The organism is Azospira sp. APE16 (assembly GCF_047901315.1).
Taxonomy (GTDB): Bacteria; Pseudomonadota; Gammaproteobacteria; order Burkholderiales; family Rhodocyclaceae; genus Azospira; species Azospira oryzae.
Map to the genome: position 1 here is coordinate 1,732,726 of NZ_CP179682.1, position 13,364 is coordinate 1,746,089.

At 68.0% G+C, this 13,364-nt stretch carries 15 protein-coding genes; 3 read left to right on the top strand and 12 right to left on the bottom strand.

Translation table 11 applies throughout. The annotated features are described in order from the left end of the window. Positions 1-7: 7 nt before the first annotated feature. The 3 genes from ACLSSQ_RS08270 to ACLSSQ_RS08280 form a co-directional block, all read right to left on the bottom strand. Positions 8-1,117: a DUF748 domain-containing protein gene (locus tag ACLSSQ_RS08270; protein WP_014237796.1), complete on the bottom strand. Its 1,110-nt coding sequence runs from the start codon at positions 1,115-1,117 to the stop codon at positions 8-10. Between the two features lie 109 nt (positions 1,118-1,226). After that, complete coding sequence (locus tag ACLSSQ_RS08275; RefSeq protein WP_014237795.1) at positions 1,227-1,613, bottom strand: glutaredoxin family protein; 387 nt, start codon at positions 1,611-1,613, stop codon at positions 1,227-1,229. Positions 1,614-1,680: 67 nt separating this feature from the next. Beyond that, positions 1,681-2,688, bottom strand: a complete 1,008-nt coding sequence (locus ACLSSQ_RS08280; RefSeq protein ID WP_014237794.1) for a serine/threonine protein kinase — start codon at positions 2,686-2,688, stop codon at positions 1,681-1,683. A 79-nt stretch (positions 2,689-2,767) separates the two neighbouring features. On the opposite strand from ACLSSQ_RS08280, the gene ACLSSQ_RS08285 reads away from it, so the two are divergent. After that, entirely contained in the window at positions 2,768-3,517 is a 750-nt protein-coding gene (locus tag ACLSSQ_RS08285; RefSeq protein ID WP_014237793.1) for an MgtC/SapB family protein, read from the top strand. Between the two features lie 4 nt (positions 3,518-3,521). On the opposite strand, the gene ACLSSQ_RS08290 is transcribed toward ACLSSQ_RS08285, so the two are convergent. Then, complete coding sequence (locus ACLSSQ_RS08290; RefSeq protein ID WP_014237792.1) at positions 3,522-3,773, bottom strand: hypothetical protein; 252 nt, start codon at positions 3,771-3,773, stop codon at positions 3,522-3,524. Between the two features lie 142 nt (positions 3,774-3,915). Between ACLSSQ_RS08290 and ylqF the strand changes: the two genes are divergently transcribed. Beyond that, positions 3,916-4,830, top strand: a complete 915-nt coding sequence (gene ylqF, locus ACLSSQ_RS08295) for a ribosome biogenesis GTPase YlqF (protein ID WP_014237791.1) — start codon at positions 3,916-3,918, stop codon at positions 4,828-4,830. A 64-nt stretch (positions 4,831-4,894) separates the two neighbouring features. Here the strand turns inward: ylqF and ACLSSQ_RS08300 are convergent, their stop codons facing one another. The 7 genes from ACLSSQ_RS08300 to ACLSSQ_RS08330 all read right to left on the bottom strand — a co-directional run bounded on the left by ACLSSQ_RS08300 (position 4,895) and on the right by ACLSSQ_RS08330 (position 11,011). Continuing rightward, positions 4,895-5,440, bottom strand: coding sequence for a DUF3617 domain-containing protein (locus ACLSSQ_RS08300; RefSeq protein WP_014237790.1), 546 nt, complete (start codon positions 5,438-5,440; stop codon positions 4,895-4,897). A gap of 162 nt (positions 5,441-5,602) precedes the next feature. Continuing rightward, on the bottom strand, positions 5,603-5,785 hold the full coding sequence (locus tag ACLSSQ_RS08305) for a hypothetical protein (protein ID WP_043798298.1): 183 nt from the start codon (positions 5,783-5,785) through the stop codon (positions 5,603-5,605). Positions 5,786-5,864: 79 nt separating this feature from the next. Further along, entirely contained in the window at positions 5,865-6,125 is a 261-nt protein-coding gene (infA, locus tag ACLSSQ_RS08310) for a translation initiation factor IF-1 (protein WP_014237788.1), read from the bottom strand. 349 nt (positions 6,126-6,474) lie between these two features. Next, on the bottom strand, positions 6,475-8,073 hold the full coding sequence (locus ACLSSQ_RS08315) for a pseudouridine synthase (RefSeq protein WP_014237787.1): 1,599 nt from the start codon (positions 8,071-8,073) through the stop codon (positions 6,475-6,477). Between the two features lie 283 nt (positions 8,074-8,356). Further along, on the bottom strand, positions 8,357-9,373 hold the full coding sequence (locus ACLSSQ_RS08320) for a class I SAM-dependent rRNA methyltransferase (protein ID WP_014237786.1): 1,017 nt from the start codon (positions 9,371-9,373) through the stop codon (positions 8,357-8,359). A 213-nt stretch (positions 9,374-9,586) separates the two neighbouring features. After that, positions 9,587-10,393, bottom strand: coding sequence for a fused MFS/spermidine synthase (locus ACLSSQ_RS08325; RefSeq protein ID WP_014237785.1), 807 nt, complete (start codon positions 10,391-10,393; stop codon positions 9,587-9,589). A 3-nt stretch (positions 10,394-10,396) separates the two neighbouring features. Then, complete coding sequence (locus tag ACLSSQ_RS08330; RefSeq protein WP_014237784.1) at positions 10,397-11,011, bottom strand: YitT family protein; 615 nt, start codon at positions 11,009-11,011, stop codon at positions 10,397-10,399. 89 nt (positions 11,012-11,100) lie between these two features. Here ACLSSQ_RS08330 and ACLSSQ_RS08335 point away from each other — a divergent pair, with 89 nt between their 5' ends. Next, entirely contained in the window at positions 11,101-11,301 is a 201-nt protein-coding gene (locus ACLSSQ_RS08335) for a SlyX family protein (protein ID WP_014237783.1), read from the top strand. A 110-nt stretch (positions 11,302-11,411) separates the two neighbouring features. On the opposite strand, the gene ACLSSQ_RS08340 is transcribed toward ACLSSQ_RS08335, so the two are convergent. Beyond that, positions 11,412-13,298 (bottom strand): peptidase U32 family protein, encoded by a 1,887-nt coding sequence (locus ACLSSQ_RS08340; protein WP_014237782.1) that lies wholly within the window; start codon positions 13,296-13,298, stop codon positions 11,412-11,414. Positions 13,299-13,364: the final 66 nt, after the last annotated feature.

Below are 13,364 nucleotides of genomic sequence, written 5' to 3' on the forward strand. Positions count from 1 at the left end.
CCCGCTGCTACTTGCTGAACAGCCCCTTGATGGCCTTGCCGACGCCTTCGGCCGCTTCCACTGTTTTCTGGCCCACGGTACCGACGCCCTTGGCCAGGCCTTCGAAGCTGATGCCGAAGGTGTCGGCGATGGAGGCGCCGACCTTGGTGGCGAAGCTTTCGTTGAGATGGAACTGGGGGTCCTTCAGGTTGCCCTCGAGGACGAACTTGATGTCGATGCGGCCGTTCTTGTCCTTCAACAGGCCGAGCACCGCCTGACGCGGCATGCCCATGAAGGTGCTGCCGTTGCTATCCAGCTCCAGCTGGTTCAGCACCAGATTGCCTGGGGCCCTGAGGCGCTGCTCCTTGACCACGGAGTGCAGGTCCAGGTCCAGGCTGCCCTTCTTGACGCCGGTTTCGGCGGCCTTCACCAGATAGGGCTGGAGGGCCACCAGGTCCACCTGGCGGAAGGTGCTGGTGATGTCCGAATCCCGGGTGGCCAGGTCCATCCAGCCCTTGATGCTGATGCGGCCGTCCTGGCGCACGCCCTTCAGCACGCCGTCCAGGGCCAGCCGGGTGCGGCCGGCAAGGTCGGGCAGCTGGATGTCCTGCACCGTGGCGTCGAGCTGTTCCAGGCGGATTTTCAGGGCAGGCTTGCGCACCGTGGCGTCGAAAAATTCCAGCACGGCGCCGGTCAGTTCGATGCGGCCCAGGTGCACCCGGGGCGGCGGCGTCTTCTCGGCCTGCTCCGCCGGCGCCGGATGTTCCAGCAGGTTCGGCACCACCCGCATCTTGCCGTCGGCGCTGCGCAGGGCCGAGACATAGGCGCCTTCGATGCGGATGGAGGACACCCGGATGGGCTGGCCCAGCAGGCTGCGCAGGTCGGGACTGACGACGATGCGCTCGGCCCGCAGGGTGTCGGCCGCCGGCCAGCCTGCGGGGGCCTTGAGGCGCAGCTTGAGGATTTCCACCTCGCTCCAGCCGAGGCGGATTTCCCCCACTTCGCTGTCGGGCCCCAGGGCCTGCTGCACCTGGTCCTTGAGCAGCCGGGTGCCGACCTGGAGGCCGGCGACGGCGAGCACGATCAGGGTGACGGCGAGGATGAGGAGGGCGGAGAGCCAGCGCTTGAGTCGGGTCATGGCAGCAGTCGGTACGGGAAGGGCGAGGTCGATGGTCGATGGCGAGGATAGCACCGCCACCCTGGCGGCATAAAGCCGGGATGGGGCGGCCTGGTGCGGGGCCGCGGCTTCAGCGCCTGAGGGCGGCGATGAACTCGTCGCTGTCGAAGCCGTCCTTCATGTGGTGGCCGCGCACGATCAGGTAGGGCACGCCGTTGCCGCCATAGCTCTGCATTTCCTGCTCGCAGCGGCGGTCGATGCTCATGTTGCAGTCGGTGTAGGCAAATCCGTACTGGCTCAGCCAGGAGCGGGCCTGGGCACTGTAGGGGCATTCGCTGGTGGTGTACATCACCACTTCGCCGGGGCCGACGCCGCGGGCCAGGGCCTGCAGTTCGTCGAGACTGGGTGAGGTGCTGGCCGCAACCGTGGCGGCCCCTGCGACATCGGTGCCGGCATAGTGACGCCAGCCCAGGTGGACGGCGCCGGCCAGGATCAGGATGAGGAACAGCTTGGGCATGGGGAAGGCTTGGGGTGACGAGGCTGTCAGTCTAACGTCATGGAGGCGGTGGGTGTGCGCAAGCCCCTTAGCCGAACAGTTCCAGGGGCCCCTCGTCCATCAGGGCGATCTGTTCTTTCAGTTCCAGGATGCGTTCTTCCCAGTAGCGCTGGCTGCCGAACCAGGGGAAGGCGGCGGGAAAGGCCGGGTCGTTCCAGCGGCGGGCCAGCCAGGCGCTGTAATGGACCAGGCGCAGGGTGCGCAGGGCCTCCACCAGATGCAGTTCCCGGGGATCGAAGTCCATGAAGTCCCGGTAGCCGGCCAGCACGTCGTCCAGCTGCCGCTGCTGTTCCCGGCGGTCGCCGGAAAGGAGCATCCACAGGTCCTGGATGGCCGGGCCCGTGCGGCTGTCGTCGAAGTCCACGAAGTGGGGGCCGGCATCGGTCCACAGCACGTTGCCCATGTGGCAGTCGCCGTGCAGGCGCAGGCTGGCGACGTCGCCGGCCCGCTCGAAGCAGCGGCGGGCGCCGTCCAGGGCCACGTTCACCGTGCCTTCCCAGGCGTTTTTCAGTTCCGGCGGAACGAAGCCGCCGGCCAGGAGGAAGTCCCGGGGCTCCTCGCCGAAGCTGTGCAGGGTCAGGGCCGGCCGTTCCCGGTAGGGGGCGAGGGCGCCGACGGCGTGGATGCGGGCGATGAAGCGGCCCAGCCATTCCAGGGTGTCCGGGTCCGACAGCTCCGGTGCCCGGCCACCGCGGCGGGGGAACAGGGCGAGCCGGTGTTCGCCGCTGTGGTGCAGGGTGCGGCCGCCGATTTCCAGGGGGGCGACCACGGGAATTTCCCGCTCCGCCAGTTCCCGGGTGAAGGCGTGTTCTTCCAGGATGGCGCCATCACTCCAGCGGCCCGGGCGGTAGAACTTGGCGACGACAATGTTGTGGCCGGCCAGGGGCTCGTCCAGCCACAGCTGGTACACCCGGTTTTCGTAGCTGTTGAGGGCCAGCTGGCGGCCGTCCGGCAGCAGGCCCAGGCTTTCCAGGGCGTCGAGCACCGCGTCCGGGGTCAGGCTGGCGTAGGGCGGCGGGGCTTGGGTTTCGGGCATGGTGGGGTCCGGCTTTGCGCGTAGAATGGGCCGATTGTAACCGGCCGCCCCGAGAGCCGCGCCCCATAAGGAGTCCGCCATGTCTCCCCTGAGTCCCGATGCGCTGAAAATCTACTGGTCCGCCGACGAGGTGGCCACCAATCTGCTGGTCTTCGTCAATCTGCTGGGGGCTTTGCTGCTGGGTTTCATCGTCGGCTACGAGCGCTCCTACCACGGCCGGGCGGCCGGCATGCGCACCTACGGCCTGGTCTGCATGGCCTCGGCGGCCCTGGTGGTGATCATCGGCTATCCCGGCTACTGGTATGGTGGCCAGGGATTGCAGCCCGCGGCCACCGATCCCACCCGGGTGATCCAGGGCATCGTCACCGGCATCGGCTTTCTCGGTGCCGGGGTCATCATGCGCGAGGGCTTCACCATCAGCGGCCTGACCACGGCGGCCTCCATCTGGGCCTCGTCGGCCATCGGCATCCTGGTGGGAGTTGGGTTCTACGCGGCGGCCATCCTGCTGGCCCTGTTGTCGGCCACCTGCATGATGCTGGTGTCCCGGCTGGAGGGCTGGCTGCCGTCGCGGCAGGCGGTGGCCATCACCATGCGTTTCCGGGCCGGCTTCACGCCGCGCCAGGATGTGCTGGCCCGGGCCGCCCTGAAGCGGGGTTACGAACTGGCGCCGGGCAGTTTTGCCATCGGCTACGATGCCGGCCAGGCCGAATGGCGCTTCGTCGCCGTATCCCTGGGCAAGGCCAACGGCACGCCCATCACCCAGCTGGCGGAGGAACTGGCCAGCTTCGAGGGCGTGGACAGCTTCAAGCTCTCCCACGCCCGCAACTGAGTCCCTACTTGCCGGTGTCGCTCCCGGCCTTTTCCGCCTTGCCCTGTTCCACCAGCTTGCCCAGCTTCTGGGTGAAATAGCCGGCGTAGGCCAGGGCCGCCAGGGTGAGGCCGGCCAGCAGCAGCTGGGTGCCGCTCATCTGGCCCGGGGTCAGGTTGTTCATGGTGGAGTAGCCCAGCACCAGGGCGGCGACGAAGCCGCCGATGACCTGCATCAGGGCGAAGACTTTTTGCGCTTTGAGGGGGGGAGTGGCCATGGCGGAACGGATATTTGGCTGAAAGTGGGCGATTGTAACGGATGGGGCGCCCAACTCCTGCGATAATGGCGGCCTTTCGCGGGATTTTCCCGGCGTCCGACGCCCCTTCCCGTCGCATCCTATTTGAGATTTCAGGCAAGACATGACAATACAGTGGTTCCCCGGCCATATGACCTCGGCCCGCAAGAAGGCCGCCGAAACCATGGAGTTCGCCGACGTGGTGATCGAAGTGCTCGACGCCCGTCTGCCCGAAGCCAGCCGCAACCCCATGATCGAGGAACTGCGCAAGCACCGCCAGCGGCCCTGCCTCAAGCTGTTGAACAAGTCCGACCTGGCCGACCCGGCCGTGACCCAGGCCTGGCTCGACTACTACAAGCAGCAGCCCGACGTGAAGGCCGTGGCCATCTCCTGCAAGAAGCCCGGCGAGGTGGCCCGCATCCCGGCCCTGGCCCAGACCCTGGCGCCCCACCGCAACAGCAACGTCAAGCCCCTGCGGCTGATGATCATGGGCATCCCCAACGTGGGCAAGTCCACCCTGCTCAACGCCCTGGTCAAGCGCAAGGTGGCGGCGGTCGGCGACCAGCCGGCGGTGACCAAGCAGCAGCAGCGCATGGATCTGGGCCCGCGCCTGTCCATCGTCGATACCCCGGGCCTGATGTGGCCCAAGATCGAGCTGGCCAGCGACGGTCTGATGCTGGCCGCCAGTCATGCCGTCGGCCCCAATGCCTACATTGACGAGGAGGTGGGGGTGTATCTGGCGGAACTGCTGTTGCAGCGCTATCCCCAATGCCTGGAGGCCCGCTACGGCCTCAAGGCGGCCGAGACCGATGCGGTGGGCGTGGTGGAAACCGTGGCCCGCAAGCGGGGCTGCATCATCAAGGGCCGGGCCGGCGAGCTGGACCTGGAGAAGGCCTCCCTGATCCTGCTCAACGACTACCGCAACGGCACCCTGGGTCGCATCAGCCTGGAGACGCCGGAGAGCCGGGCCGCCCTGCTGCAGGCCGCCGCCGCGGGCCAACTGGTGCCGCCGGAAGAGGCGCCGGGCGCGGACGAATAACAGCCGCCATCAGAAAAAAAGGCCTGTCAGCGACAGGCCTTTTTTTTGCGCCCGCTTGGCCGGGCTAGTGCTGATGCTGCTGCATCATTTCCTTGAAGCGGGGATCCTTCATCATCTCCGCCGGGTTGAAGGTGCCCATGTTGGGCATGATGATGTCGCCCGGTTTCTGGCCCTTGGCGCAGGGGCCCAGCCAACGGGTCTCCTGGGTCATCCTGGTTTCCTTCATGCCCTGCAGCGGCGGGCTGTAACGCATGGTCATGTCGCTCTTGTAGCCGCTGGAGAAATCCCCGGTGAGGACGCCATCGGTGGTCACCGTGGTCTTGTCCATGCGGCAGACGGTATGGATGGTGACCTTGTTGCCGCTCTGCTTGACGTCCATGGCGCTACAGTCCGGCTTCTGGCCGGGCTGCTCCTGCATCAGGTTGTCCGTGTTGGCGTCCACGCACATCTTCATGGGGCCGGGGCTGGGGGCGCCGACGATCTGGGTGTGGATTTCCCACAGACCCGACTTGCGCTTGGGCAGCTCGGCGGACCAGGTGGAAAGGGACAGGCTGCCGGCGAGGACGGAGCAGACGGTCAGGGCCAGGGGGTGACGGAAGGGAGAGGGCATGGCGGCTCCTTTGCCTGAAAGGGGACTCTGCAACGCCGGAACGGTTTTCCGGTGGCGTCGAGTGTAGCAAAACTGCCCGTTGCTACGGGGCAGGTTTTCAGGCAGGTATTACAGGAAAGGAGCGCCGCGGCGGGTGGCGCTGGGAGGACGGCGGCGCCGGCCTCAGCGGAAGGCGGAGATGTAGGCGTTGCCGTTGTAGTGGGCAGAGGCCTCGCCCCGGTGGGAGCGGAAGGTGACTTCAAAACGGTGGCCCAGGGGGCGTACTGCGATGACTTCGTAATGCTCGTCGTCTCCCTTGCAGAAGTCGACAATCCGGTCGCCCGGCATGAGTTCTTTTACTTTCACTAAGCTTTGTTTCCTTGAGTTGATCAGCACCCTGCGAAGTTCCGCATCGGCGGGGATGGCGCAGGGTGCCGTGGCGCGCCTAGCGGCGGCGGCGTGCGGGGGCGGGGCCCCGGGCACCTTCGCCGAGGTGGCGGAAGGTGATGCGACCCTTGGTCAGGTCGTAGGGGGACATTTCCACGGTGACCTTGTCACCCATGAGCACCTTGATGCGGTGCATCTTCATTTTGCCTGAACCGTAGGCGAGGATTTCCACGCCGTTGGCCAGGGTGACGCGATAGCGGGATTCGGGCAGCACTTCCATGACGGTGCCTTCAAATTCGAGGGCTTCTTCCTTGGACATTCAGTTCTCCGTTTGGTCTGCCCCATTCCTGTCGGACAGGCGGAACAGCGCGAGGTGGATCAGAGCCGGGCGCACAAACACATGGCGCAAGCCGGCCGGGGGCTGATGCGATCTCTTCTGGACGTAGTTCCGGGGCAGCGCCTGGGGCGTGGCCGGCAACAAGCACGAATGCATCTGGGGATGACTCGGGGCGCGGGGCGCCGAGGGTACCGCAAGGGCGGAGGGCTTGAGGGCAGAGGGGGCATCACGTTGGCCGAGGTGATGCTATTCGGCCAAGGTGCAGCAGTGTACTGCATTTCCCCCGGGGACGTCGGAATATCTTTACATCCCCGGGAAAGGGGGGAGGGGGCTAGAACTTCTCGTCGCTGCGCAGGTAGCGCCACTGGCCCGGCGGCAGCTTGCCGAGGACCACGCTGCCGATGCGGATGCGCTTCAGGCCCACCACCTTCAGACCCACCAGCTCGCACATGCGGCGGATCTGGCGCTTGCGGCCCTCGCGCAGGACGAAGCGCAGCTGCTCCTCGTTCTGCCAGGAGACGTGGGCCGGCTTGAGCTTGACGCCATCCAGGCTGAGGCCGTGGTTGAGCAGGGCCAGGCCGTTTTCGATCAGTTCGCCCTCGACCCGCACCAGGTATTCCTTTTCCACGGTGGAGTCTTCGCCGATCAGGCGCTTGGCCACGCGGCCGTCCTGGGTCAGCACCAGCATGCCGGTGGAGTCGATGTCGAGCCGGCCGGCGGGGGCCAGGCGGCGCAGGTGGGCGCTCTTGAAGCGGGTGCCGCCCTTGTCCTCTTCCCAGCGGTTTTCCGGCTGGACCAGGACCACGGCGGGCTCGTAGCCGTCCTCGGCCTGGCCGGAGACGTAGCCGATGGGCTTGTGCAGGATGATGGTGACGCTTTCCGCCTGGTGCTTGCGGGCCTCCGGATCGACCTCGATGCGGGCCGTGGGCACGATGCGGGAACCCAGTTCGCTCACCACCTTGCCGTCCACCTTGACCCAGCCGGCCTCGATCCATTCGTCCGCTTCGCGGCGGGAACACAGGCCCTGCTCGGACATCACCTTGGACAGGCGCGGCAGTTCGCTGGGATTGCCGCGGTCGCCTCGGGGCGGCCGGGTAGCGGCGGAGCGCTCGCCCGTGGCCGCATCGTCGCGCCGCGGCGCGGGACGGCGGGGGGTGTCGTCGAAACGGCGTGCCGGCTTGGCGAAGTCACCCGCCGGCTTGCCGCGGAAGGGCCGTTCCCGGTCGCCGTAGGTCCGTTCGCCGCCTTCGCGGCGGGGGCGCTCCGCCCGTTCGCCGTCCCGGGCGTAGGCCGGACGGGCGGGGGCGTCGCCACGCCGAGGCGGGCGACCATCCTCACTGCGGGGCTTGCCGAAAGGGGCGCCGGGCTTGCGTTCGCCGTAGCTGCGCTCGCCGTCCTCGCGGCGGGGCGCGCGGGGCCCACGGGGGGCATCCCCATCCCGGCCGTCGCGGGCGTAGGCGGGCTTGCCGGGTCCATCGCTGCGCCGGGGCGGGCGGCCATCGGCCTGGCGCGGCGGCCGCTCATCGCGGCCGGCGGGCTTGCCCCAGGCCGGGCGGTCCCGGTCGCCATAGGGGCGTTCGCCGTCTTCCCGGCGGGGGCGGCGCGGTGCTTCACCATTCCGGTCATTGCGGCTATCACGACCATCGCGGCCGTAGGCCGGCTTGCCAGGGGCGTCGCTGCGCCGCGGCGGACGGGCATGGTCGCTGCCTTCCCGGCGCGGCTGTTCGCCTTCGCTGCGGCGGCGGGGTGACTCTTCACTGCGCGGTGCGGAGCGGCGGGGTGCCTCGTCCCGGGCCGGGGCTTCCGCCCGGGGCTGGTTGCGGGTGGCGCGGTTGCCGCCGCGGATGGGCTTGCGCGCCGGATCGCGGGAGGGTTCGCTGCTGGCGTCGCCGGCTTTTTTACTCGGCAGTTTGAGGGTGGAGCGGGTCATGGTGGGGCCGTGGAAATCTTCAGGCCTCGCAGTGTACGCCAAGTGGGGCATCCCAAGCGGGAAAACGTCGCCGCCTGCCGCCGTGCGGCGCGGGGGGGCGTGGCGGCAGCGATGCCGGTGGTGCGTCGCCCAGTGGGGCGGGCAACGTGACCGCGGCTTTTGCCGCATGGCGCCCTGGCGCCGTTGGACGAGTGCGGTCGTCGCCGTGTCGGCCTCATCCATAAAAAAAAGCGGCACTCCCGGAGGAGCGCCGCCTTTTTCCGGCTTGGTCGGCAGACGGAGGTCAGACCCGCAGCAGCACCGTCTTCAGGGGCGGCTGGCCGTCCGGGCTGGGGAAGTCGGCCTCGGGGACGATCCATTCGGCCGCCCGCACTTCCCGGCCGGCCTTGCGGGCGCTGCGCTGCAGCTGGTCGAGCCAGGCGTCGCGCTGCACTTCGGCCACGTTGTTGCAGCAGACCAGGGTGCCGCCTTCGGCGGTGGCCAGCAGGGCCGGCTTGAACAGGGCCGGGTAGTCGTTCACCAGGTCCACCACGCCAAAGGGGCTCTTGGCGTAGCGGGGCGGGTCGAGGAACACCAGGTCGAACTGGCGGGGCTCCAGTTCGATGAAGGGGGGCATGCGCTTGCCCCGCACCATCTTGGGCTGGCCGATGCCGGCCAGCTGGCGGATGGCGGGGAAAACGTCGCTCTTGATGAAGCGGGGCCGGTGATTGAGTTCGTTGAGGGCGGCGTTGCTCTTGCCCACGGCCAGGCTGCTTTCGGCGAAATCGACATTGACGACGAAGGCGGCCCCGGCCTTGGCGGCGGCGATGCCGACGCCGCAGGTGTAGGCGAAGAGATTGAGCACGGACTTGCCGACGGCTTCCTGCATGATGCGGCGGCGGCCGGCCCGCAGGTCCAGGAACAGCCAGGGGTCCTGGCCGGCGTGGCGGGCCTGGATCAGGTAATTGACGCCCAGTTCGCTGAACTGCCGCGGGCGGTGGGCCGGTTCCACCTTTTCCGGCGGCAGATCGTTGGCGATGCGGGAATTGGCGCGGCTGCGGTCGTTGTAGATGCAGTCCAGGCCGGGCAGGACGCCGGCGTAGAAGGCTTCCAGCTCGGCCAGTTCGCCGGCTTCCAGGGGCGTGTGGAAGCTCTGCACCAGCAGCAGGTCGCCGTAGCGGTCCACGGTGAGGCCGGAGCGGCCTTCGACGCTGCCGTGGAAGAGGCGGTAGGCATTGGTGCCTTCGGCGTGCAGCTGGGGCAGCAGTTCGCTGCGGGCGGAATGGGCGGCGGCCAGGCGGTCGCTGAGCAGGTCTGACATGGGGACTCCGGTGCTGCTGAGGGGGAGGCCGGCGCCCGGGCGGCGGTCGGCAGGGGGGGGCGGCGGAGCGGCGGCGGGCTGGTGCCCGGCGGCCGGCCCCGACGACGGGCAGGCCGGCATTGTAGCGGAAGGCCTGCCGCGGTGCTGGCCTATCGCTGCAAACAGTGCCGTGGAAACAGCAGCTTGGCCACCGCTGCGGCCTCTTGCCGAGGTTCAGGCGGAGCGGCCGCGGCCCCGCTGCTTGCGCCGGCCTTCCAGGGCCCGGCGCAGGCGGGCGGCGGTGTCCGGCAGGTCGATGGGGTGGGCGGGGGCCAGCTCGTTGCTGCGGCTGCGCAGCTGCTCCAGGGACGGGGGGAAGTCCTCCTGCTTGCAGGCGAAGGCGATCTGGTTGCCTTCCTCCTGGGCGTCGATCAGCAGCACCCGGCCGTCGAAGCACTGGCGCAGGCGGCCCAGGTAGAGCTGCAGCAGGTCGTCGCCGGCCCACAGGTTGACCACCATGACGCCGCCGGGCTTGAGGCGGGCGTAGCAGTAGTCGTAGAAGGCGGTGGTGCAGAGCTGGCGCGGCAGGCCGTCGAGGCAGAAGCCGTCGATGAGCAGCACGTCCACGCTGTCCTCTATGGCCCGGATGTAGTCGGCCCCGTCGGCGCAGACGACGCGGAAGTTGTCGCCGTCCGGCGGCAGGCGGAATTCGTCGCGCAGGGCGATCACCGCCGGGTCGATCTCCACCGCGGTGAAATCCACCCCGGGCAGGCGCTGCAGGCAGTACTTGGCCAGGGAACCGCCCCCCAGGCCGATCATGGCGATGCGGGCCGGCTCCGGATGGAGCAGGAGGAAGCCCATCATGGAGCGGGTGTAGCCCAGGGTGAGGGCCGTGGGGTCGGCCTTGGACATGGTGCTCTGCACCGTGCGGAAGTCGAAGTGGAGGGCCAGTTCATCCGCCTCGTCCTTGAGGTAGGGACGGCCGCTGAGGCGCTCGGGCGGCACGCTCTGCCTCAGTTCGTAGTCGTCGTCCCGGGCCATGGTTCAGGTGCCGGCGTAGCGGCCGGGGCGGTGATTGACGGCGATGACGAAGTTGAGGGCGACGGCGCCGAGGATGGAGAGCAGCACGTGGTAGGGGTCCCGCACCAGCAGGGCGGCCGAGAGGATGGCCACGTCGGCGGCCATCTGCACGTGGCCGGCGCGCCAGCCGCGCCGCTCCTGCAAATACACGGCCATGACGCCGAGGCCGCCGAGGCTGGCCCGGTGGCGCACCAGCATGAGCAGGCCGATGCCGGTGAGAAAGCCCCCCATGAGGGCGGCAAAGACCGGCTCCAGGCTGGCAAAGGCGACGTGGGCCGGCAGCAGCTCCGTATAGAGGGAGAGCAGGGCCACGGCGATGAAGGTCTTGAGGGTGAAGTTCCAGCCCAGGGCCCGCACCGAGAAAAAGTAGAAGGGCAGGTTGATGAGGAAGAAGGCGGGGCCGAACGGCAGGTCGAGGCCGTAATGGGCGAGGAAGGCGAGGCCGGTGGTGCCGCCGGTGAGGAGACCGGCATGGCGGAACAGCAGCACGGCGAAAGCGACCACCAGGGGCGCCACCAGGAGGGCCTGGAGGTCTTCGAAGAGGCTGTGGCGGGGCGGGGCGGGGGGCTGGGTAGTCAAGGCAGGGTGGGAGCAGGCGTGAGGGGCGTAGTGTAAGCCATGGGGCGGCAGGCGTAGAATCCGCCCTCACTCAACGACCGGGAACCGCCATGGAAGAGCGTCTGAACGAACTGGAAATCAAGCTCAGCTTTGCCGACGATGCCATCGACGAACTGAATCGCACCGTCTTCCGCCAGCAGCAGCTGATCGAACAACTGCAGCACGACCTGCGGGCCCTGCGGCAGCAGATGCTGGCCAGCCTGCCGGAAGAAAAGCGCACCCTGCAGGACGAGATTCCGCCCCATTATTGAGCTAACTTTTTGCCACAGAGGGCACAGAGAACACAGAGGTAAAGCAACGGCTTGGCATCGCTCTTCTCTGTGTTCTCTGTGCCCTCTGTGGCTAAAGGTTTTTCCCCCACTCAGTGGGGCATGAGCTGGATGCTGCGGTTCTTGCGCATCTTGCCCACCACGTGCATTTCGCACTTCACGCAGTCGAACTTCAGGGTCAGGCGCTCGCCGTTGTTCACCAGGGTCAGGGGATCGGGCTTTAATCCCTTCACTTCCTTGGGGCACAGGTTGAAGCTGTGGCGCAGGCAGTGCTTGGTGATCATCAGGGAAACGGCGCCCTTCTCCTCGTCCGCCTCGTAGGCCGCGGCGATCAGTTCCACCCCGTGCTTGAGGTAGAACTCCCGGGCCTTGCGGTTGTACACATTGCCCAGGTAGGTCAGTTCCACTTCCGGGTAGAGGGCCGGCGGCTCCACCGGCCTGGCCCGGGGCGGGCGCTGGTAGGCGGCGGCCCGGGCCGTATCCAGGGCTGCCACCGCTTCCCGGCGCAGGGCGTTGATGGCGCCGGCGGGCAGGAACCAGGGCTGGGACAGCTGCAGCTCCACCCCGTCGGCCACGTACAGGGTGTTGCCCAGCTTGGCCAGGTTTTCCCGGAGGCCGGCCAGGGCCCGTTCGCCGTTCTGGGCGGCTTCCTTGGCGTGGGCCAGGGGCACGCTGACGGCTATGCCGGTTTCGTCCGTCAGGGTCAGGGCGAAGCCGTCGCCGCTTTCGGCGAAGACCATGGTGATGCCCACCCGGCGTTCCGCCGACTTCTTTTCCAGGATGCGTTCGAATTCCTGGTCCCGGTTGCGGTGGATGGCGGTGCCCACGGCCAGGTCCGCCGGCACTTCGTTGGGCGTGCAGCGCCAGGCCGCGCCCACCTTCTCCGCCGTATTGAGGCGCAGGCCCACCAGTTCGCCGTGACCGTCGAAATAGGAGAGGCCGTCGCCGTTGTGCAGGGCTTCCGCCGTCTCGACCTCGAACCAGCCCTTGCCCAGGCGGCTCACCTTGCCGATGGCCGGGCCGGAGAAGGCGGGGGTGTCGAAGGCGCCCACTTCGCTGTGGCCCCGGCCGTGCACAAAGTAGTCGGTGGCGCCCCGGTTGAAGGTCTTTTCCGGCTGGGGGGTGAAGAAGAAGGTGCTGCGGCCGGCGGAGGAGCGGGTGAATTGGGGATGCTGCGCCAGGATGCCGTCCAGCAGGGTGCGGTAGTGGGCGGTGATGTTCTTGACGTAGGAGAGGTCCTTCAGCCGGCCTTCGATCTTGAAGGAGCTGATGCCGGCCTGGGCCAGGGCCAGCAGGTTGGCGCTCTGGTCGTTGTCCTTCATGGAGAGCAGGTGCTTGTCGCTGGCGATGATCTGGCCCTGCTCGTTTTCCAGGTCGTAGGGCAGGCGGCAGGCCTGGGAACATTCGCCCCGGTTGGCGCTGCGGCCGGTGTGGGCGTGGCTGATGTTGCACAGGCCGCTGTAGCTGACGCAGAGGGCGCCGTGCACGAAAAACTCCAGGGCGATGTCGGTCTGGGCGGCAATCTGGCGGACCTGTTCCAGGTCCAGCTCCCGGGCCAGGACGATCTGGGAGAAGCCCACGTCCTGCAGGAAGCGGGCCTTGTCCACGGAGCGGATGTCGGTCTGGGTGCTGGCGTGGAGCTGGATCGGCGGCAGGTCGAGCTGCAGCAGGCCCATGTCCTGGATGATGAGGGCGTCGGCGCCGGCGTCGTGGCATTCCCAGGCGATGCGGCGGGCGGTCTCCAGTTCCTCGTCCTTGAGGATGGTGTTGAGGGCCACCAGTACCCGGGCGTTGTAGCGGTGGGCGAATTCGCTGAGGCCGGCGATGTCGGCCACGCTGTTGCCCGCATTGGCCCGGGCGCCGAAGGCCGGACCGCCGATATAGACGGCGTCGGCGCCGTGGACGATGGCTTCCATGCCGAAGTCGGCATTCTTGGCGGGGGCGAGGAGTTCAAGCGGGTGGGCGAGGGGATGGGGCATGGGGGAATCTTTTATTGCCACAGAGGCACAGAGAACACAGAGTAAAAGCGGGAAAGCCGTAACGCC